18 protein-coding genes are annotated in these 20,926 nt (G+C 38.4%); all 18 read left to right on the top strand.

Annotated features, from left to right (window positions below; all coding sequences use genetic code 11):
- The first annotated feature begins 66 nt into the window (after positions 1 to 66).
- The 18 genes from D0T08_RS25840 (at position 67) to D0T08_RS25925 (ending at position 20,763) form a co-directional block, all read left to right on the top strand.
- The gene (locus tag D0T08_RS25840) at positions 67 to 3,270 is read left to right on the top strand and encodes a glycoside hydrolase family 3 N-terminal domain-containing protein (RefSeq protein ID WP_116985654.1); all 3,204 of its coding nucleotides are present in this window, start codon (positions 67 to 69) and stop codon (positions 3,268 to 3,270) included.
- 51 nt (positions 3,271 to 3,321) lie between these two features.
- Positions 3,322 to 4,134, top strand: a complete 813-nt coding sequence (locus D0T08_RS25845) for an MBL fold metallo-hydrolase (protein WP_116985655.1) — start codon at positions 3,322 to 3,324, stop codon at positions 4,132 to 4,134.
- A 311-nt stretch (positions 4,135 to 4,445) separates the two neighbouring features.
- The gene (locus tag D0T08_RS25850) at positions 4,446 to 5,345 is read left to right on the top strand and encodes an MBL fold metallo-hydrolase (RefSeq protein WP_116985656.1); all 900 of its coding nucleotides are present in this window, start codon (positions 4,446 to 4,448) and stop codon (positions 5,343 to 5,345) included.
- Between the two features lie 321 nt (positions 5,346 to 5,666).
- Positions 5,667 to 7,346, top strand: a complete 1,680-nt coding sequence (ilvD, locus tag D0T08_RS25855; protein ID WP_116985657.1) for a dihydroxy-acid dehydratase — start codon at positions 5,667 to 5,669, stop codon at positions 7,344 to 7,346.
- Between the two features lie 10 nt (positions 7,347 to 7,356).
- A complete protein-coding gene (locus D0T08_RS25860) occupies positions 7,357 to 8,088 on the top strand; it encodes an FkbM family methyltransferase (RefSeq protein WP_116985658.1) in 732 nt (243 codons plus the stop codon).
- 42 nt (positions 8,089 to 8,130) lie between these two features.
- Positions 8,131 to 9,891 (top strand): biosynthetic-type acetolactate synthase large subunit, encoded by a 1,761-nt coding sequence (ilvB, locus tag D0T08_RS25865; RefSeq protein ID WP_116985659.1) that lies wholly within the window; start codon positions 8,131 to 8,133, stop codon positions 9,889 to 9,891.
- A gap of 120 nt (positions 9,892 to 10,011) precedes the next feature.
- A complete protein-coding gene (gene ilvN / locus D0T08_RS25870; protein WP_116985660.1) occupies positions 10,012 to 10,551 on the top strand; it encodes an acetolactate synthase small subunit in 540 nt (179 codons plus the stop codon).
- A 42-nt stretch (positions 10,552 to 10,593) separates the two neighbouring features.
- Entirely contained in the window at positions 10,594 to 11,637 is a 1,044-nt protein-coding gene (ilvC, locus tag D0T08_RS25875) for a ketol-acid reductoisomerase (protein ID WP_116985661.1), read from the top strand.
- Positions 11,638 to 11,790: 153 nt separating this feature from the next.
- Positions 11,791 to 13,077 carry a threonine ammonia-lyase gene (gene ilvA, locus D0T08_RS25880; RefSeq protein ID WP_116985662.1) on the top strand — a complete coding sequence of 429 codons (1,287 nt, stop codon included), beginning with the start codon at positions 11,791 to 11,793 and terminating at the stop codon, positions 13,075 to 13,077.
- An 81-nt stretch (positions 13,078 to 13,158) separates the two neighbouring features.
- A complete protein-coding gene (locus D0T08_RS25885) occupies positions 13,159 to 15,195 on the top strand; it encodes a hypothetical protein (protein ID WP_116985663.1) in 2,037 nt (678 codons plus the stop codon).
- Positions 15,196 to 15,201: 6 nt separating this feature from the next.
- Positions 15,202 to 15,900 (top strand): WbqC family protein, encoded by a 699-nt coding sequence (locus D0T08_RS25890; RefSeq protein ID WP_116985664.1) that lies wholly within the window; start codon positions 15,202 to 15,204, stop codon positions 15,898 to 15,900.
- Positions 15,901 to 15,912: 12 nt separating this feature from the next.
- Positions 15,913 to 16,578, top strand: coding sequence for an acetyltransferase (locus tag D0T08_RS25895; RefSeq protein ID WP_116985665.1), 666 nt, complete (start codon positions 15,913 to 15,915; stop codon positions 16,576 to 16,578).
- Between the two features lie 144 nt (positions 16,579 to 16,722).
- Positions 16,723 to 17,130, top strand: coding sequence for a hypothetical protein (locus D0T08_RS25900; protein ID WP_116985666.1), 408 nt, complete (start codon positions 16,723 to 16,725; stop codon positions 17,128 to 17,130).
- Positions 17,131 to 17,393: 263 nt separating this feature from the next.
- Positions 17,394 to 18,281 (top strand): class I SAM-dependent methyltransferase, encoded by an 888-nt coding sequence (locus D0T08_RS25905; RefSeq protein WP_116985667.1) that lies wholly within the window; start codon positions 17,394 to 17,396, stop codon positions 18,279 to 18,281.
- A complete protein-coding gene (locus tag D0T08_RS25910) occupies positions 18,281 to 18,571 on the top strand; it encodes a nucleotidyltransferase family protein (RefSeq protein WP_116985668.1) in 291 nt (96 codons plus the stop codon). Before D0T08_RS25905 ends, D0T08_RS25910 begins: the two co-directional genes overlap by 1 nt.
- Positions 18,572 to 18,670: 99 nt before the next feature.
- Positions 18,671 to 18,907, top strand: coding sequence for a DUF86 domain-containing protein (locus D0T08_RS28290; protein ID WP_409012965.1), 237 nt, complete (start codon positions 18,671 to 18,673; stop codon positions 18,905 to 18,907).
- Between the two features lie 20 nt (positions 18,908 to 18,927).
- Complete coding sequence (locus tag D0T08_RS25920; RefSeq protein ID WP_116985681.1) at positions 18,928 to 19,860, top strand: hypothetical protein; 933 nt, start codon at positions 18,928 to 18,930, stop codon at positions 19,858 to 19,860.
- 96 nt (positions 19,861 to 19,956) lie between these two features.
- Positions 19,957 to 20,763, top strand: a complete 807-nt coding sequence (locus tag D0T08_RS25925) for a phytanoyl-CoA dioxygenase family protein (RefSeq protein ID WP_229239059.1) — start codon at positions 19,957 to 19,959, stop codon at positions 20,761 to 20,763.
- Positions 20,764 to 20,926 lie beyond the last annotated feature (163 nt).

The raw sequence follows: 20,926 nt of genomic DNA on the forward strand, positions 1-20,926 counted from the left end.
AACCTTGCAGGATTATTGGCAATTTTTGATTTATTTTGACTTCTATTCTGACAAAATTGTAAACTCATGAAAAAAGTATTGTTGCTCGTTTTCTTACTTATCAGCACCTTATCCTCATTTGCACAAAAAACTCCAGACTTTCTTACTAACTATAACCAACGTTGGGTAGATTCTGTTTTCAATACCCTTACATTAGAAGAAAAAATTGGTCAGCTATTGATGCCCCGTGGGAATACCTCGGGACAAGGATATAATTTTGATAAGCTCAAAAAATGGGTGCAAGAATATAAACTGGGCGGGCTGGTATTTTTTGCAGGCCAGCCAACCACACAAGCCCGAATTGTGAATGAGCTACAAAAAATGTCTAAAGTACCTATGCTGATAGGTATGGATCTGGAATGGGGCTTAGCTATGCGTCTGGACAGTACTGTGCGTTTTCCTTATCAGATGACTCTGGGTGCTATGCGTGGCAGAGAGTCAGACATCAGAGAAATGGGCATTGAAATTGGCCGCCAATGCCGTAGAATGGGTGTGCATATTAATTATGCACCTGTGGTAGATGTCAACAATAATCCGAATAACCCGGTTATCAACTTCCGCTCTTTTGGTGAAAATAAATATGATGTAGCTGGTAAAGCCTTAGCTTATATGACGGGAATGAATAGCGAACGCATTCTTACTTCTGCCAAACACTTCCCGGGTCATGGTGATACAGGTGTAGACTCACATTACGACTTACCGCTAATTGCCCACGATAAAAAACGTCTGAATGATATTGAGTTATATCCGTACAAGACTTTGATTAATAGTGGTTTGAGTGGGATAATGACCGCCCATTTAAGTATTCCTGCACTAGACTCAACCAAAAATTTAGCCTCTACCCTATCAAAAAATATAGTGACAGACTTACTGCGCAAAGATTTGAGTTTTAAAGGATTAGTATTTACCGATGCAATGGATATGCAGGGGGCAGTAAAATACTTCCCGAATGGCCAAGCCAATGTGAAAGCCATTTTGTCAGGTAATGATGTACTGGAAACTTTTGAAGATGTACCTGCTGCGATAGACGCTATTAAAAAAGCGATTGAGAATAAGGAAATTTCAATGGAAGAGATTGATTTCAGAGTGAAAAGAATCTTGATGGCAAAATCATGGGTAGGTCTTGACCATTACAAACCGATTCAGATTGAAAACCTGATTAAAGATTTGAATACCACTAATTCTGATGTATTAAACCGCCAGTTTGCAGAGGCTTCTGTTACTTTGGTGAAAAATGAGGACGGTATTCTACCTGTAAAAGACCTAACCAAAAAAATTGCCGTAGTATCCATAGATGCCAGCCAGCAAACAGTTTTCCAGAAAATGGCAGCGAATTATACGGCTGTTGATAATTTCCTGATTCCTGCGAATGCCGCTGATTCAACTATTAACAGAGTGGTGGAACAAACTAAGAATTATGATTTGATAGTGGTTGGTGTACATCTGAATAATATTCGTCCGGCAGCAAAATATGGAGTGACCGATGCCAACAAAAAAGCAGTAAAAGCATTCACCAATACTGGCAAAGCCGTAGTTACTTTATTCGGCAACCCTTATGCCCTGGATAAATTTGAAGAATTAGAAAAAGCGAAAGCGATTGTGATGGCTTATCAACTGACCAATTACATGGAAGATGCTTCGGCACAGGCCATTTTCGGAGCTATTCCGTTCGTAGGCAAGTTGCCTGTTACGGTCAATGAGCGTTATCCTTTAGAGCTGAGCATTCAAACCAAGGCGATAGGCCGACTGGCTTATGGTGTACCCGAAATGGTAGGTTTGAACAGCGAAGTCTTTAATGCTAAAATGGACTCGGTAGTGAATTTAGGTCTGAGAGAAAAAGCCTATCCAGGTGCGGTATTGGAAGTAGCCAAAGAGGGTCGTGTGATTTATCATAAAGCCTTTGGGTATCATACCTATGAAGCAGCCAAAGCAGGTGGAAATAACCTTAATGATTTAGTGTTACGCGCAGATAATAAGAATGATGTAATGGACGAGAAAGTAAAAAATACTAGCTCTAACTTAGTATTGAGTGCTCCAACGAATACTATATCAAACGGAAAGGTAAAACTCACTGACTTATACGATTTAGCCTCGGTAACGAAAGTAAGTACGTCTTTACTGGCTGTTATGCAATTAATGAGCGTTGGCAAGTTTGATTTAGACAAAACGTTTAAAGATTATTATGTCGAGTTTTATAATTCAAACAAGGCTAACTTACGATTCCGAGATATGCTCACGCATAAATCCGGCTTAAAGGCCTGGATCCCTTTCTGGATGGACGCTATTGATTCGGTGAAGAGTGTTAGAAATAGCCCAGTGTTTAAAGAGAAGTATGCGCAAAAATATAAGAAGAAGTTTTTGATGGGTAAGAAGAAATACAATGCTATGCTCATGAAAGCTATTAAAGAAGATAAAAATTTATGGAAAGAGACTCTCTCTTCTAATACCTTAGTATTGAAGAAGAATACACTTTCTAATAAACAATCAGCCGAATATCCTGTCCAAGTAAGTGATAGCTTATGGTTGCATAAAGATTGGAGGGAAAAGATTTTCCAGGCCATTGAAGATTCTCCTGTAAAACTTGAGCAAGGCTATGTATACAGCGATTTGCATTATTATACCTACCCTACTTTTATGCCTCGCATCACAGGTGTACCTTGGGAAGAATATCTGAAACAAACCTACAAACAATTAGGCGCCAATTCGCTTACTTATAATCCGTTGCGCTTCTATCCTAAATCGCAGATAGTACCAACAGAAAGAGATACTTTATTCAGAAAAACTTTGATTCATGGCCGTGTGCATGACGAAGGTGCTGGTATGTTGGATGGTATTTCAGGTCATGCAGGTTTGTTTGGGAATGCAAATGACTTAATGAAACTCATGCAGATGTACCTGCAAAAAGGTAGCTATGGTGGCACACAATTCGTCAAACCAGAGGTGATTGAAGAAAGCACCAAATATCAATTCCCTGAACTGAAAAATCGCAGGGCCATCGCCTTTGATAAAATAGATTTCAATCCGAAAGTAGCCAATGGCCCTACCTTGGCTACACCTGAAAGCTATGGCCATTCAGGTTTTACAGGTACGTTCGTATGGGTTGACCCTAAGTATAACTTTGCTTATGTATTCTTATCGAACCGAGTGTATCCGACCCGCGATAATGTAAAAATCAGTACTTTAAATATCAGAACAGCTATCGGCGACGAAATTTATAAAATAGTGAAGTGATAAGGCAGACCTTACTTTAGAGCTATACGTAAGGGATTATTTCTTAGAAAAATGCAATATCTTAAATATAGGAAATTTGCCGATGTAGAGCTCTTCCGATTTGGTTATGCTCCTATCGGCAAGCCCTGGTTTAATGTGTACTGTTTTATTGTAGATAATGTATTAATTGATACCGCACAGGCACATTGCCAGGAAAAAGTGAGTGCCACTTTTCAGGGCAAAAACATTGAAAAGATTTTGCTGACGCATTTCCATGAAGATCATTCCGGAAATGTAACCAGTCTGGCGCACGCGCATCAGGCTGAGGTATTTGCTCACCCGCTTACACAAGAGAAAGTAAAGCAGGGTTTTGATTTATATTTGTATGAAAAGGTACTGTTCGGACAGGTAAAGCCTTATACCAAACAGATACACGATTTTCCGGTAATTATTGAGACTCCACACCATAAACTATTGCCCATTTATACACCCGGGCATGCTGACGATCATACCATTTTCTTAGAACCAGACAAAGGCTGGCTTTTTTCGGGCGATTTATTTGTAGGCATAAGAATCAGGATATTCAGAAAAGGGGAGAAATTCTGGCAACAGGTAGAATCTTTTAAAAAGGTGCTTCAATATGATTTTGATGTGCTTTTTTGCGGGCATCACCCCAGATTAAAGGACGGGAAGCAGCAATTACAAGCCAAATTGCAGTACTTTGAAGACTTTGGTGGCAATGTAAGGAATCTGCATCAAAAAGGACTTTCAGTCAAAGAAATCATTAAAGCTATGCATTTGCGCGAAAATCATCTGGTAAGAATCCTGGTATCAAATGATGTTTCCGTGAGATATATGGTGGAGGCGGCAATAGCCATTGAGTGATTTTTCTTATTTAGTGATTTAGTGAATGAGCGATTGGGTGATTATTGTCTTAAACTTTGATTTAGCTGATTTAATGATTTCGCTGATGATTATTGACGAATCATATTTCACGTTTTCAAATCAATTATCTCAATTTCTCAAAAATAATAAACCAAAATCAGTTTAATCATATCAATCAGCTAAATCAAAGTTAAAGACAATAATCATCAAATCAGGTAAATCCATTAATCACTAATTCACCGTGCGACGGCCGCTCAATCATCCATTCACTAAATAAATATTGCAACCTGTAAACTTAATCATCAAAAAACATGAATCGTAGAAATTTTGTACACACTACGGGCTTAACATTGGGTGCCCTCACTTTATCAAGCAAAGAATTATTGGCCAATCTATTTGCGCAAGACCCTTTTAAATTGAAAGATTTGCGTGGCGGCGTGGGCGTTTTTACTGAAAGAGGCGGTACTATTGCCTACTTAATTACTCCTTCAGGTATTGCTGTAGTAGACTCACAATTCCCTGAGCAATCTACTCACCTGATTGGCGAATTAAAAAAGAAGTCTGATAAGCCTATTCAATTACTCATCAATACCCACCACCATGGCGACCACTCTGGCGGTAATATCTCTTTTAAAGGCATTGTAGAACAGGTAGTTGCACATGCAAACTCATTGAAAAACCAGAAGGTAGTTGCAGAAAAAAATAAAACCGAAGACAAACAACTGTACCCTGACATGACTTTTACCGATACCTGGAAGCAAAAGGTTGGTAAAGAGACTATTAAGGCACATTATTTTGGTGCAGGCCATACCAATGGCGATAGCTTAATCCATTTTGAAAACGCCAATATCGTGCATATGGGTGATTTGCTTTTCAATCGTCGCTATCCATTTGTTGATCGTTCGGCAGGTGCTTCTGTAAAAAACTGGATTACGGTATTGGATAAAGCATTAAAAACTTTCGATAACCAGACCCTATTTGTATTCGGTCACGCCTTTGACCCTGAGAAAATAACAGGGAATAAAGACGATATCAAGGTGTTTCAGGATTACCTTTCTAAACTATGGAATTTTGTGGAGGCAGAGGTAAAAGCGGGTAAATCAAAAGATGAAATCCTAAAGATAGCAGCCATTCCTGGCGTAACAGAAATGCAGGGAGATGGTATCCAGAGAAGCATACAAGCCACTTATGAAGAGATAACAGGGGCATAGAAGATTCTTAGAATTAACACAAAGAAACCTTAGAAAAGTACAAAAAAGTATGATTTTCAAAATTTTATTCTAAAAAATTTGGTTTTAAAAAATGGTTTCGCTTACATTTGTATAGAAATGATTCGCATTTAGCGAATATTCGCAAATAGAGAAATTTATTCATGAGCCAAAATAAAGTCATTATCGTGCCAATTATTCTCCTGCTAAACAAGTAGGTGAAGAAGGACGCGCGAACATAGCTTAGGCCTTCTTCACAGAGTGGAGAAGGTTTTTTTATGAAAAAATATTATTTACGACTTAAATACAACAGCAATAATCACAATGACCGCTCTTAACAAATTCAGCCGAACACTTACGCAAGAAGTAACAAATCCTGCTGCCCAAGCCATGCTTTATGCCATTGGCCTGACAGAAGAAGATATGGCAAAGCCACAAATTGGTATCGCCAGCACAGGTTATGAAGGAAATCCTTGTAATATCCATCTGAATGGTCTTTCAGTACATGTAAAAAAAGGTGTTCAGGAAAATGATATGGTGGGGCTGATTTTTAATACTATCGGGGTATCTGATGGGATGACCAACGGAAACGATGGGATGAGTTATTCGTTGCCAAGCCGCGATATTATCGCAGATTCGATTGAAGATGTGGTTTCGGCGCAGTGGTACGACGGTGTAATTACCGTAGTAGGTTGTGATAAAAATATGCCGGGTGCTATGATGGCTATTGCTCGCCTGAATCGCCCAGCTATATTAGTATATGGAGGTACAGTAAAATCAGGACATTATCATGGACAGAAATTAGATATTGTTTCAGCTTTTGAAGCACTAGGTAAAAAGTTTGCCAATAATATTTCTGACGAAGATTATAAAGGAGTCATACAAAACTCAATTCCGGGTCAGGGAGCTTGTGGTGGTATGTACACTGCTAATACGATGGCTTCTTCTATTGAAGCTATGGGCATGAGCTTACCCAACAGCTCTTCTTACCCTGCGACACACGAAGGCAAAAAAGCTGAATGCGTGGCTATAGGAGCAGCCATGAAAAACCTGTTAGAAAAACAGATTCTACCCCGCGACATCATGACCCGCAAGGCTTTCGAAAATGCGATGACTGTTGTAATAGCGTTAGGAGGTTCTACTAATGCCGTATTGCATTATATAGCTATTGCTTCTTCTGCAGGTATACAATTTACTTTGGATGATATTCAGGCTATTTCAGACCGTACACCATTATTAGGTGACCTGAAACCATCGGGTAAATACTATATGGAAGATATATTGGCCATAGGTGGAGTACCGGCAGTAATGAAATATCTATTGAAAGTTGGCTTGATTCATGGCGATTGCATGACAATTACGGGTAAAACTGTTGCTGAAAACCTTGAAGAAGTTGTTGATTTAGATTTCAGCACACAAAATATGATTAGGCCTATCTCTGACCCGATTAAAGCAACAGGTCACCTACAGATTCTATACGGTAATCTGGCTGAAAAAGGGGCAGTAGCCAAAATCACCGGAAAAGAAGGTGAACGATTTGAAGGTATTGCCAAAGTATGTGAGCGTGAAGAAGAAGTAATTGAATTTTTGAGTAAAGGTGAAATCAAACCCGGCCATGTATTGGTAATTCGAAATGAAGGGCCTAAAGGCGGACCAGGAATGCCTGAAATGCTAAAACCAACTTCAGCAGTAATGGGTGCAGGCTTGGGCAATTCAGTCGCTATGATTACGGATGGTCGTTTCTCAGGAGGTACACATGGTTTTGTAGTAGGTCACGTAACACCGGAAGCTTTCGATGGTGGTACAATTGCACTGGTTAAAGACGGCGATAAAATTACAATTGATGCAGTTGATAACAAACTGATTCTCCATGTATCTGACGAAGAATTAGCAGCCCGCAGAGCAGCATGGCAACCGAAAGAGTCGCCATTTACGAGAGGAGTATTAAGAAAATATATCAAGAATGTAAGTTCAGCCAGCGAAGGTTGCGTAACGGACTTATAACCAATAATCTATGGACAATTTTATAAAGAAATTTGCCCGGAAGTACTTAAATATGGAGGTTCGTCGCTTCAATGTCATGAACTCTCCTTTTGCCTTAATCAAACATTTATTGGAATCACATAAGGTTGATTTATTGCTTGATGTAGGCGGATTTATCGGGACTTATGGCGAAGAGGCGAGAGAAATGGGGTATAAAGGCGAAATCGTATCCTTTGAACCGATTAAAGCCAGTTTTGAACAACTTAAAGCCAAAGCAGATAAAGACCCTAAGTGGATTTGCCATAATATAGGTTTCGGCACAAAAAGTGAAGAATTGGCTATCAATATTGCCGGAAATTTTGCCAGTAGTTCGTTGCTAGGTATGCACAAAAATCATACAGATTTAGCACCAGACACTGCTTATCAGGCAACCGAGACGATACAGATTAAACGATTAGATGAGGTAATTACACCCAAAATAGCTGAACAATATCAATCGATATACTTAAAAATTGATGTACAAGGCTATGAATTGAATGTATTGGCAGGTGCTACTGCTCTATTGCCATATATTAAGGTGATTCAGGCTGAGATTTCATTTGTGCCTTTATATGAACAAGGCCCTTTATATAACGAGGTAATCAGCAAATTAGATGAATTAGGTTTTGAACTATTTACGATTCTACCCGAACTGAAAGACCCTAAAAATGGACGATTGATGCAGGGAGAAGGAATCTTCGTAAAAAAGAAAAACCATAAATAACGGACTTACAACAATCAATGATACTTTAAAAACCATTCTGACATGGGAAATTTATTAGAAGTGGAAGCCAAACAAGAAACGTTTTCTATCAATCTTGAGCAGCCTCAAAAGAAAGATTTTCTTACAGGAGCCCAGGCAATGATGGAGTGTTTGTTAGCCGAAGGAGTAGAAACCATTTTTGGTTATCCCGGTGGCGCTATCATGCCAACTTATGATGCCCTTTATGATTATATTGACCGACTGAATCATATTCTGGTTCGTCATGAGCAAGGAGCAGGGCATGCCGCACAAGGCTACGCACGTGTCAGTGGAAAAACAGGGATTTGTCTGGTAACTTCCGGCCCTGGAGGTACTAACCTTATTACACCTATTGCAGATGCTATCATTGATTGTACCCCATTGGTTTGTATTGTAGGTCAGGTTAAGTCAACATTGCTAGGTACAGATGCTTTTCAGGAAACGGATATGATTGGCGTTACTACGCCAGTTTGTAAATGGAATTACCAGATTACGAGTCCTGATGAAGTACCTGAAATCATGGCTAAGGCCTTTTATATTGCCCAAAGCGGAAAGCCAGGTCCTGTAGTAATTGATTTTACCCGTGATGCACAGGCAAGCAAAATGACTGAGAAATTTGAATATAAGAAAGTTAATAAACTGGTTACTTATCGTCCGCGTATTGTTCCTAAACAAGAGCAGATAGAAAAAGCTGCCGAGTTGATAAGCAAAGCTAAACGTCCTTATATATTATTTGGACATGGCGTATTGATTGCCGATGCCATGCAGGAACTATTAGAATTTGTTGAAAAAACTGATATTCCTTGCGCAAGTACCTTATTAGGGCTTTCAGCTATGCCAATTGATCACCCGAATTATATGGGTTGGCTGGGTATGCATGGCATGTATGCACCTAATGTAATGACCGACCAATGTGACGTGCTAATTGCGATTGGTATGCGTTTCGATGACCGTGTAACGGGTGATTCTTCCAAATTTGCCAAGCAAGCCAGGATTGTTCATATAGAAATTGACCCTTCTGAAATTGAAAAAATCAAGAAGACCGAAGCACCTGTAGTGGGCGATGCGAAAGAAGCCTTGAAAATGTTGATGCCTCTGGTAAACAAAGGTGACTTCACAGGGTGGAAAAACGAATTCAGAAAACTGGATTTGAAAGAACATCAGAAAGTAACGCTTCGTGATTTGAAAGGAGAAGGCAAAATCAAAATGGCTGAAGTAGTAGCGATGCTTTCGGATAAAACTAATGGTGAAGCTTGTATTGTAGTTGACGTTGGTCAACACCAGATGGTGACTGCTCGTTATTATCAGTTCCGTAAGCCACACTCTTATATTGCCTCGGGTGGTTTAGGTACCATGGGTTTTGCGATTCCGGCTTCGTTTGGGGCTAAGATGGGAGCACCTGACCGGGAGGTGGTAGGTATTATTGGTGACGGTTGTTTCCAGATGACGATTCAGGAGTTAGGCACTATTGCACAGAGTGGTCTCGCAGTGAAAATGATCATTCTGAATAATAACTATCTGGGTATGGTTCGCCAGTGGCAACAATTATTCTTCGATAACCGCTATTCGTTTGTAGAGCTAAAGAACCCTGATTTCATTACTATTGCTAAAGGTTTTGGTATTGAAGGACATACGTGCGAAGAACGTGAGAACTTAAGCGATTCATTAGATAGAATGCTCAAGTCTGACAAAGCCTATCTTTTAGAAGTATTAGTAGAAAAAGAAGAAAACGTATTCCCAATGGTTCCAGCAGGAACAAGTGTAGCGGAGATACGCTTGGAATAATTGAGTGATTGAGCGATTTAGTGAATGAGCGGCCGACGCCCGGTGATTATTCTAAATCATTCATTCACTAAATCAATCACTCAATCACTAATTCTCTCAATCACTCAATAGACAATTTTCATGACAACATACACTATTTGCGTATTTACCGAAAATAGCATCGGATTACTCAACAAAATCACAATCATATTTACCAGGCGAAGAATCAATATTGAGTCTTTGACCGTCTCGGAAACTGAAAGAAAAGGCATCTCTCGTTTTACCATTGTAATTAAACACGATAAGAGAGAAGAAGTAGAAAAACTAGTTCGCCAGATTCGGAAAGTTGTCGAAGTATTAGCTGTTTTCGGTTATCTTAACGAAGACATCGTTTACAACGAAATTGCTCTATTCAAAATTTCAACTCCTATTGAAGGCAAGGTAATCGATGTAGAAAATATCAATAAAGTGCATAAAGCATGGGTAGTTTATTGGGGGCTTGACTATGTGGTTATTGAAAAAACAGGTACTGAAAGAGAGATTTTCGACTTTTTCAAGTACATCAAGCCGCATGGTATCATTGAGTTCGTTCGCTCAGGCAGAGTAGCCGTTGGTAAAACGCCACAAGGTCTGATAGAATATCTACCTGAGGAAATTGCTGAATGGGAGTATTATTTATAGTTGAATCATTTTTTTCGCATAAACACAAAACAAAACAATAAAATGGCAAAGTTAAATTTTGGCGGTGTTGAAGAAGAAGTAGTAACCCGCGAAGAGTACCCTCTCGAAAAAGCAAGAGAGTTTTTGGGAAAACAAACCATCGCTGTGATTGGCTACGGTGTACAGGGTCCTGGTCAGGCAATGAACATGCGTGACAACGGATTCAATGTAATTGTTGGACAACGTCCTGGCAAAACCTACGACAAAGCAGTAGCTGATGGTTGGGTACCGGGCAAAACACTTTTCAACATTGAAGATGCATTGAAAAAAGGTACTATTATTTGTTTCCTTTTGTCTGATGCAGCTCAAATCGCTTTGTGGCCAACTGTTAAAAAATACCTTAAAAAAGGTAAAACTTTGTATTTCTCACACGGTTTCGGTATTACTTATAGCAAAAAAACTGGTATCAAACCTCCTAAAACTGTAGACGTAGTATTAGTTGCACCAAAAGGTTCTGGTACTTCTCTTCGTCGTTTGTTCGTAGAGGGTAAAGGCTTAAACTCAAGTTTTGCAGTGTATCAGGATGCTTCAGGCCATGCACGTGAAACAGCTATCGCTATGGGTATCGGTGTAGGTTCAGGGTACTTGTTCGAAACTGATTTCTACCGTGAAGTAACTTCTGACCTTACAGGCGAAAGAGGTACTTTGATGGGTGCTATTCAGGGTATTTTTGCTGCTCAATACGAAGTATTACGCGAAAACGGTCACTCTCCATCAGAAGCTTTCAACGAAACTGTAGAAGAGTTAACACAATCGTTGATGCCATTAGTAGCAGAAAACGGTATGGACTGGATGTATGCTAACTGTTCTACTACTGCTCAACGCGGTGCGCTAGACTGGTGGAAACCTTTCCATGATGCAACTAAACCGGTATTCAAGAAATTATATCAAAGCGTAAAATCACAAAAAGAAGCTGCGCAATCTATCTCTCGTAACTCTCAACCAGATTACCGCGAGAAATTAGAAGTTGAATTAGCCGAATTACGTGAATCAGAAATGTGGCAGGCAGGTGCAACTGTACGTAGCTTGAGACCAGAAAGAAACTAATTTTTCGTTTAATAAGAATACATGTGGAATGAGTAGGTAAAAAATACCTACTCATTTTATTTTTTATTACATTTGGCAAAAATTCTTGCACGTAAATGTGCGTTACCTGTTAGTTTACTATCAATTAAAATCGGTTAAACCATCATTTAACCAATGACCACCATCAACAAAACCGTGTCAGAAAAACCATTAATCTTTCCGGATATCGACAATATGTATGTCGCAGCAGAAAGGCTTGAAGACGTAGCTACACATACGCCATTAATGCACAATCTGAATCTTTCAGAGCGCTATGGAGCTGATATTTACCTTAAACGCGAAGATTTACAGGTAGTGCGTTCTTATAAAATCAGAGGAGCCTACAACAAAATGGCTAGCCTCTCAACAGAGCAGTTAGCTAAAGGAGTGGTGTGCGCCAGTGCAGGGAACCATGCGCAGGGCCTAGCTTATGCTTGCAAAAAAATGGGTGTAACAGGCACTATTTTTATGCCTACTACCACGCCCGCACAGAAAATAAAACAAGTGGGTATGTTCGGTAAGGAGTTTGTGAAGATTGAATTAGTGGGCGATACTTACGATGACGCTTATTTTGCAGCTAAAGCTTTCTGCGAGCAACAGGATGCTACCTTTATTCACCCGTTTGATGATTTACAGGTAATTGAAGGACAAGGCACAGTAGGGCTCGAAATCTTTAAAGACTCAAACTTCAAAATAGATTATCTCATTTTTGCGATAGGCGGCGGTGGTTTAGCCTCAGGCGTTTCCACTGTTTTCAAACAATTATCACCTAAGACTAAATTGGTAGCGGTTGAGCCATTGGGTTCGCCGACAATGAAAAAGTCTTTGGAAACAGGCCACGTAGTAACTTTAGACGAAATCAATAAGTTTGTGGATGGAGCAGCAGTGAAACGTGCCGGAGATTTAACTTTTGAAGTCTGTAAACAAAATCTTAATCACGATATTCTTTTAATTCCGGAAGGAAAGGTATGCACTACTATTCTGGAATTATATAATGAGGAAGCCATTGTAGCCGAGCCTGCAGGTGCTTTATCGGTCTCTGCTTTAGAATTTCTGAAAGATGAAATCAAGGGTAAAAACGTAGTCTGCATCATAGGTGGTGGGAATAATGATATTACGCGCACCGAAGAAATCAAAGAACGTTCTTTATTATATGAGGGACTGAAACATTACTTCATTATCCGTTTTCCACAACGTGCCGGAGCATTTAAGGAGTTCTTGAATGATGTTTTAGGACCTACTGATGATATTGTACTTTTTGAATATAACAAAAAGACATCTCGTGAACGTGGCCCTGCTTTAGTGGGAATTGAGTTAAAAAATAAAGCCGATTATCAGCCGCTGGTTCAGCGAATGAAAGACCATAATATCCAGTTTGAATACATTAATAAAAAACCCGATTTATTTGAGTTTTTAGTATAATACCCCTTTAAACAGGTTCATAGTGTAGGACGGAACATTATTCCGTCTTACCTTTGCAATTCAAGAAGCCCTTATTATTTAATGTATTGGATATTCCTGCTACTCTTTTTACTCTTCATCTGGCAAATCCACCGAAATGCAGCTTACATTTCTGAAAGCCTGAGCGATTATGGTCTCAAATGGTTTCTTGGTCTGGTTTCTTGTATCATTCCAACCGGGTTTCTATTGTCTAAATTAAACCTGATTAATCAGCCTGTTTATTGGGGTGCTTCGGTCAATGTGATAGCGACTTTATTTCATGTTCTTTTCCGACAGATTGCTAATAATCACCATTTTCATTTAAAGACGGGTTTTCAGGGCTTACAAAATAAATTCATAGCTAATTGGCAAAATCAGCCTGTTCTCAATAAGATTTCGTTAGGTATTCTTTTCTTAGGTGTATTTATCACAGCTACGCTAAATCTGATTATCTCGTTTGTTACCTTTCCGAACGAGTGGGATAGCATGACGGGTCACCTGGTAAAATGTGCCTATTACCTACAAAATGGCAATATGAATCGCCTGCAAGGCACTACCTGGACAATTGATTTTTACCCGAATTCATTGCCCACTTTACAGATGTTCTTTTATCATGTATTGGGTGAAAAAGGATTTAAGGTAATTCATTATCTGTCTTATTGGGCTTTTGCTTTATCAAGCTATGGTATTGCATATAAAATCTCTAAAAATTTTATCGCTTCGCTTTTTGTCGGGCTTATCACGCTTTTGTTGCCAACGGCTTTGGTGCAGGCTACTACTACCGAAACAGATATAGTATTAAGCGCTTATCTGGGTATTCTGGCTTATACTTTATTTTCGTTCAAACAAAAACCTACGCCACTTAATATTATCCTGATCGCCTTAATATCAGGCGTTTGGATTGGGCACAAGATTACCTTTTTATTGATTGCTCCGGCGGCTTTTGTCGTAGCTATCTATACTGTTTTAAGGAAAAAAGAATTTTATAAAAATATCAATCTCGCTATTAGTAGCTTCATGATTAGCATTGCTATATATGTACTACCAACAGGCTATATCGGCAATATAAAAGAAGTAGGAAAATTCACTTTAGGCAGTCTTTCAGCGCCACCGATGGTGATGAAATGGCATGGGGTTGAAGAGTTTACAGGAAAAGAAAAAATAAAGAATATTGCTCTTAATGTTGGACGTTATTCATCCGATTTCTTAAATCTTGATGGTATCCGTAGCACAGAAGTTGGTAAAAAACTCAATGACGCTTTCAGATATATACCTGATAAACTTTTAGGCAGTTTAAATATGGAAGGAAGTAAATTTACAGTGGTGTCTTCTTTCTCATTCGACCATCCTATTCGTTTTTACGTTGAAAGGCCTTATTGGGGTATTATCAGTTTTGGAATGGTATTTCCTGTTACTCTGATACTCTTCTACCATTTTATCAGGAATTATCGGACAACTAATGCTACTCAAAAAAGTATGTTAATATTGCTACTGGCAGCTTTATTACATTTCCTCTCATTGAGTTATTCAGCACCTTATGACCCTATCAAAGCGCGATATTTCCTCAATATGGCTGTTTGGTGTATGCCTATATTGGTTTCACTTTACATTTTATCTGAAAAACATAAAATATGGCAATACTGGCAATTGCTTTGCTGTTTAATTGTAAGTGTTTCGGCGTTTTGCAGTATTTCGTTTACGCGTGTTCACCCAATATTTGCTCAAAAGAACATCTTCAATATGTCGCGCATGGAACAAATCACCCTTGCTCGTCCTGACATTTATGAGGCTTATCAAAAGTTTGATGAAATGGTTCCGAAAAATGCGATTGTTGCTTTGGGTACACAACAAGAGCATGAAGATTTTGAATATCCGCTTTGGGGGGCAGGATTTAAGCGCCGATTGATTCCTATACATCCATTCCGGAGCAGGGTAAAACCTATTCCTGCCGAAGCTGAATATTTGTTCTATTCTAAGGGCGTCCTCCCCTATCAAGAAGGAGATATTGCTTTGGGACTAGGTGATGCACATAAAGATACCCCAGTAGAAGAAAGCGCCTTCTTCTTACGCAAATTGAATCCTCAAACTGTAAAAAAATAATAAATTATGACTATCGGAATCATGCAACCATACATTTTTCCCTATGTTGGTTATTTTCAACTAATCAATGCAGTGGATAAATTTATAGTTTATGATGATGTAGCCTACATCAATAAAGGCTGGATTAACAGGAATAATATTCTAATTAGCGGAAAAGCTTCTATGTTCACGCTCCCTCTAATCAGTGCCAGTCAGAACCGATTAATCAGAGATATTGAAGTAGATAATCTTGAAGCATGGAGTAAAAAGTTTTTTAAAACAATTGAACAATCTTATAAGAAAGCCCCTTTTTATCAGGAGACTCTGACGATTCTCACACAGGTTTTTCAATCAAACCCTGCTAATATAGGAGATCTTTGTACGACAAGCTTAAAAGCTACCTGCCAGTATTTAGGTATTGATACCGAATTTGTTGATAGTTCAACAATTTATAACAATCAACATCTGAAAGCACAGGAGCGCATTTTAGATATTTGTCTGCAGGAAAAAGCAGACCATTATATAAATCCCATCGGCGGAATGGCTATCTATGATAAACAACTTTTTGCCGATAATAAAATCTTACTTAATTTTATCAAATCGAAACCTGTTCAATACAAGCAATTCAACAATGAATTTGTACCATGGCTTTCGATGATTGACCTATTAATGTTTTGCCCGGTTGCGGCAATTCATGTATATTTAAAAGAGTTTGAATTGGTTTAAACAAAAATCCCAATGGCAAAAGTAGTAGTTTTCGGTACTGAATTAGTGGCAGAATTAGCCCATTATTACCTCACGAATGACTCGGAGCATGAGATTGTAGCATTCACAAAAAACAGAGCATATATCAAGGAAGGCGAAACTTCATTCTGTGGCATACAATTGGTAGCCTTTGAAGATGTCCTCGAACTTTTTCCTCCAGCAGAATATAAATTTTTTGCCCCATTGAGTGAGCGCAAGATGAACCAGATTAGGGCAAAAGTATATGGCGAAATCAAGGAGTTGGGTTATGATTGCATTTCTTACATCAGTTCAAAAGCTACCGTTTTAACCGACCAGATTGGCGAAAACTGTTTTATTCTAGAAGATAATACGATTCAGCCATTTGTAAAAATCGGCAATAATGTTGTATTATGGAGTGGTAACCATATCGGGCATCATGGCGAAATAAAAGATCATGTATACTTTACTTCTCATGTAGTGCTATCAGGCCGTTGTGTAGTAGGTGAGTATTCTTTCTTTGGTGTGAATGCTACTATCCGCGATGGCTGCACTTTAGGAGAAGGCACGTTAATTGCTATGGGAGCCAACCTTACCAAGACTAAAACCGAGCCCTGGAGCATCTGGAAAGGGAATCCGGCCGTAAAATCTGATGTTTCCAGTAAGGATATTAATTTGTAGGAATATCTAATTAAGTAAGAGAGGAAATCCTCTCTTTTTTTATAATTCTATCATTTACTGTATAGAATGAAATCTGGCTATTATTAACTTATTAAATAAACTCTGGTTGTTAAATTCAAAGAACTTATTCTCAAATAAACAAATATGAGAATCATTAGTATATTACTATTAATAATAGCTTTCCAAAGTTGTGTTCCAAGTTTCGACTCAACTGAGAAAGACAGATTATATTTAAAAGAAATAAATGACTCAAAAATAAAATTAGAATGGTTCTTTTACTCTACTATATCTACTACTACACCTGATTACATCTTACTTACTAAAAAAAATAGTGATAATATAAATATAGATACTATATGTGTAGCAAACAATGTAGCAGATTTAAGCTTAAATGGAAATGAAATTTTAATCGGATTTAGCGGCACGCCTCAAAGATATACAGAAACAATTAAACTTCCCGAAACCGTATTGGGTTATAAGGTGGTTATAGATACTACCCAATTTTTTGATAGGATGAAGCCAAGAAAGACTTATCAAAAGGTTAATGATTAGTGTAGAATATAAAACAAGTTAAGCAAATAGATAAAATTAATTAACACTACTAACATAAAGCCTTATAAAGACACATATCATTTATAGATTAAACTTTATAAACTTTGATGGAAACATAAGTTCTTTTAAAACAATAGAGTACCAGAGTATTGATATAGAGAATGTAAGAGAACAAAGCCCGCCTGTAGAATATAGCTTTTTCCTATGGTTTTTTCAGCAAAAATCTTGAACTTTGACGCTTTAACATAGATATAGACCAAATAATGACGCAATTTTTTGACCAATTGATTTGCCCTAAAACCAGAACTAAATTGGTTCTATCGGCCGACGGCAAAACTCTTCATAATACCTCTCAGGAAGAACCCATCTCTTATGATATAAACAACATTGTAGATTTAGTTTATCCAAAAGAATTGTTCGAGCAAGACCGTAAGGAACAGGTAGCTTATAACGATGCGCACTTGCGCTACGATCGTGGAGTATCGTGGGTATTTGAGTCTCTACATGCCAACGAAGCTGCTACACGCAAAACCATGATTGGGATGTTGAAGCTAAAACCGGGTATGAAGGTATTAGAAGTAGGTGCGGGCACAGGAAAAGATTCAGCTTATATTATTGAGAAAGTTACCCCAGGTGGTCATGCCGTATTATCTGATTTATCACCTGCGATGTTGGGTCATGCGAAAGAGAAATTTGCGGATAAGAAAGATGTAACGATAGATTATTTCATTGGTAATGGTGCTTATTTACCATTTGAAGACAATTATTTCGATGCTGTTTTCCATTTCGGTGGTATCAATACGTTTTCAGAAAGAGCTAAAGCTTTTGAAGAGTTTAACCGTGTGGTAAAAGTGGGCGGCAGAGTAGTAGTTGGAGACGAAAGTGTAGGCGCTTGGCTAAGAGACCAGAAAACCTATCAGATATTGATGGATGCCAACCCCATGTTTGCCGACCAGGTGCCTTTGCAGGATTTACCTAAAAACATAAAAGATGTAAAACTGCAATGGATTTTTGGTAACGGTTATTATGTATTAGAATTTAAGAAAACTAAAAAGGCTCCTACGGTGAATGTTAATTTGCAGATTCCAGGGAAAGACTTTAAGGATAATTGGAGAATACGTGCGGAACGCAACCGTAAGGCTAAGAAATAATGAATAAGAGAACTATTAATATTATCCAAAACTATTTTCGTAATAAACCAGTACGAAAGGCGTACATTTTTGGTTCTTATGCCAGAAATGAACAAACAAAAAATAGTGACCTGGATATATTGGTAGATATTGATTCAAGTGAGAATGTAAGTCTTTTTGAATTTGGACGAATGCTTGAAGACTTAAAAGAGTTGCTTAAAGTTGATATTGATTTTGTAGCAGAAGATGGAATCTCAAAACATATCAGACCTTTTATTGAGAAAGATAAAGTACTAATTTATGAAAGGTAGATTTGGAGATTTACAAAGAGCTCAACATATTCTTGAGGCTATTGAAGAAATAGAAAATTTCGTTGGAACTCTTACTTATGAAAACTTTGAATCCAATTCATTGTTCGTTCAGCCACGGAACGTCAATTAATTACAGTTGGGGAGGCTTCTTTACATTTATCCGAGGAAATCAAAGAGAAATACTATGAGATTGACTGGAGGGGTATAAAAGGTTTTAGAAATATAATGACACATGAGTATTTCGGTATTTCAGTTAAAATGGTTTGGGTGGTTGTAATTAACGAATTGCCTAAGCTTAAAAAAGTGGCCGAAAAGATAATAAAAGAACTTGAGTAGAAAATATGAGCAATTCAGGAATTTGGCAAAAAAAAGGAGTAATTTATAAACCAGATGGAACCCTAGCACATAGCCGTTCACATGCACAGGTGCCTTATGCTTATAAACATAAAGATTTTTTAAGAGTATACTTTTCATCAAGAGATGACCAAGGACAATCTCGTCCGACATTTATTGATGTGGATTATGACGACCCGACTAAAATCCTTTATATACACGATACTTTCGTATTAGATTTAGGTGGGCCGGGGGAGTATGATGAAACGGGGGCCATGCCTTCATGGTTTGTACCGCAATCAAATGGAGACATCTGGTTGTATTATACAGGCTGGAACCGTACGCATAATTCTTACCGTCTGTCGATGGGCTTGTCCATTAGTACTGATGGGGGTATCACATTTAAGAAAATGTTTCGTGGGCCTATTATGGACAGATCAATCCATAATCCTATCTGGGCAGCGCAGCCATCGGTGATGTATGTCAATGGTCGTTGGATGATGTGGTATATTTCAGGTCAGAAATGTGAGTACATTCACGGGTATCCTGAACCGTATTACGATTGCCGCGTAGCCGTATCAGAAGATGGTATCAAGTGGGAACCAACCGGTGATGTGGCACTTCCATTTGATGATTTCTTGCATGCAGTCGGTCGCCCGAGCGTGTTTTTTGAAGATGGCATTTTCAAGATGTATTATTCGTATCGCCATACCAGAGATTACCGTACAGACCGCAACCAGAGCTATCGTCTAGGTTATGCCGAATCGAAAGACGGTTTTAAATGGGAGCGTAAAGATAACTTGGTAGGTATTCATAAATCTGATAATCCGAACGATTTTGATTACGAAATGATAGATTATGCCTATTGTTATGAACATAACGACAAAAAATATCTGTTATATAATGGCAATGGGTTTGGAAGAGCAGGCTTTGGCTATGCTATTTTAGAGAAATAAAAGCATTCATGAGAAATATCATTTTTATGGAGTGCTTACAGCTTTAGTTTTGCCCTATTATTTAATGTTTTGAATAGATTATAAGTTATGGGAACAATGAAAGAACAATTCAATAAAGACGGTTATATTATTCTGAAAAATTTCTTTAGTAAAGAAGAAATCAATCAGATATACACCGAGGCGCGTAAACTTTTTGCTCTGCAAATTGAGAGAGTATTGGGCAAGACTGTGGATATTGACAACAAAGACGAATTTGAGCAGGCAATGTTTGATTTGTTCGAGGCTGATTTCGATACCTTTGTCAGTACAGGTAAACAAGCACAGCACTTGATATCACTACACCGTTTAGGTACAGAACCTAAATTGATTAACTTATTAAAGTCGTTAGGTTATGATTTCCCGATGATTGGCGTGCGTCCTTCTATGCAGTTCAATAGCCGCCACTTGTCAAAAGGTGGTAGCCACTGGAAATTAGGCGCTCATCAGGACTGGCGTACAGGTCAGGGTTCATTAGATAGTATCGTGATGTGGTTCCCAATGGTAGATTGCGGTGAAGCCTTGGGTTCGTTACAAATTTTACCTGCCAGCCACAAAGATGGATTGATGAAAGCTGATACTTCAGGCTATTTAGGGAGTATTCAGGAAGATTTGCCTGAAGATGCCTTTATTCAGACTGAATTTGAGGTGGGTGACTTACTGGTTTTCTCAGCATTCCTGGTACATCGTTCAGGTGATAATGTCACAAAGAATATTCGTTGGTCTATTCAGTTGCGTTACAACAATATGGCTGAGCAAACCTTCCAGGAAAGAGGCTTCCCGATGCCTTATATTTACAAACCTGAAGCTGACCTTGTAACGCCGGATTTCCCTCAGAAACAACAATTGGAAGCGGTTTTTTCGTAAAAATTAGTGAATTAGTGATTGAGCCTACGCGGCCCGGTGTTTAGTGAATAAATATTTAATTATCAATGCATTAAAGTAAAACATTCACTCTTAAGCTCATATTAAACTAAGTATTGAATAAATTAACGAAGTTAATAAGAATACCTCAAAAAAATCGTTCTTT

Source organism: Emticicia sp. C21, assembly GCF_003418935.1.
Lineage (GTDB): Bacteria > Bacteroidota > Bacteroidia > Cytophagales > Spirosomataceae > Emticicia.

Excerpts from the sequence above, each read along its gene's own strand:
- D0T08_RS25840 (WP_116985654.1), top strand. The coding sequence starts at position 67 with ATGAAAAAAGTATTGTTGCTCGTTTTCTTACTTATCAGCACCTTATCC.
- D0T08_RS25845 (WP_116985655.1), top strand. The coding sequence starts at position 3,322 with ATGCAATATCTTAAATATAGGAAATTTGCCGATGTAGAGCTCTTCCGA.
- D0T08_RS25850 (WP_116985656.1), top strand. The coding sequence starts at position 4,446 with ATGAATCGTAGAAATTTTGTACACACTACGGGCTTAACATTGGGTGCC.
- ilvD (WP_116985657.1), top strand. The coding sequence starts at position 5,667 with ATGACCGCTCTTAACAAATTCAGCCGAACACTTACGCAAGAAGTAACA.
- D0T08_RS25860 (WP_116985658.1), top strand. The coding sequence starts at position 7,357 with ATGGACAATTTTATAAAGAAATTTGCCCGGAAGTACTTAAATATGGAG.
- ilvB (WP_116985659.1), top strand. The coding sequence starts at position 8,131 with ATGGGAAATTTATTAGAAGTGGAAGCCAAACAAGAAACGTTTTCTATC.
- ilvN (WP_116985660.1), top strand. The coding sequence starts at position 10,012 with ATGACAACATACACTATTTGCGTATTTACCGAAAATAGCATCGGATTA.
- ilvC (WP_116985661.1), top strand. The coding sequence starts at position 10,594 with ATGGCAAAGTTAAATTTTGGCGGTGTTGAAGAAGAAGTAGTAACCCGC.
- ilvA (WP_116985662.1), top strand. The coding sequence starts at position 11,791 with ATGACCACCATCAACAAAACCGTGTCAGAAAAACCATTAATCTTTCCG.
- D0T08_RS25885 (WP_116985663.1), top strand. The coding sequence starts at position 13,159 with ATGTATTGGATATTCCTGCTACTCTTTTTACTCTTCATCTGGCAAATC.
- D0T08_RS25890 (WP_116985664.1), top strand. The coding sequence starts at position 15,202 with ATGACTATCGGAATCATGCAACCATACATTTTTCCCTATGTTGGTTAT.
- D0T08_RS25895 (WP_116985665.1), top strand. The coding sequence starts at position 15,913 with ATGGCAAAAGTAGTAGTTTTCGGTACTGAATTAGTGGCAGAATTAGCC.
- D0T08_RS25900 (WP_116985666.1), top strand. The coding sequence starts at position 16,723 with ATGAGAATCATTAGTATATTACTATTAATAATAGCTTTCCAAAGTTGT.
- D0T08_RS25905 (WP_116985667.1), top strand. The coding sequence starts at position 17,394 with ATGACGCAATTTTTTGACCAATTGATTTGCCCTAAAACCAGAACTAAA.
- D0T08_RS25910 (WP_116985668.1), top strand. The coding sequence starts at position 18,281 with ATGAATAAGAGAACTATTAATATTATCCAAAACTATTTTCGTAATAAA.
- D0T08_RS25925 (WP_229239059.1), top strand. The coding sequence starts at position 19,957 with ATGAAAGAACAATTCAATAAAGACGGTTATATTATTCTGAAAAATTTC.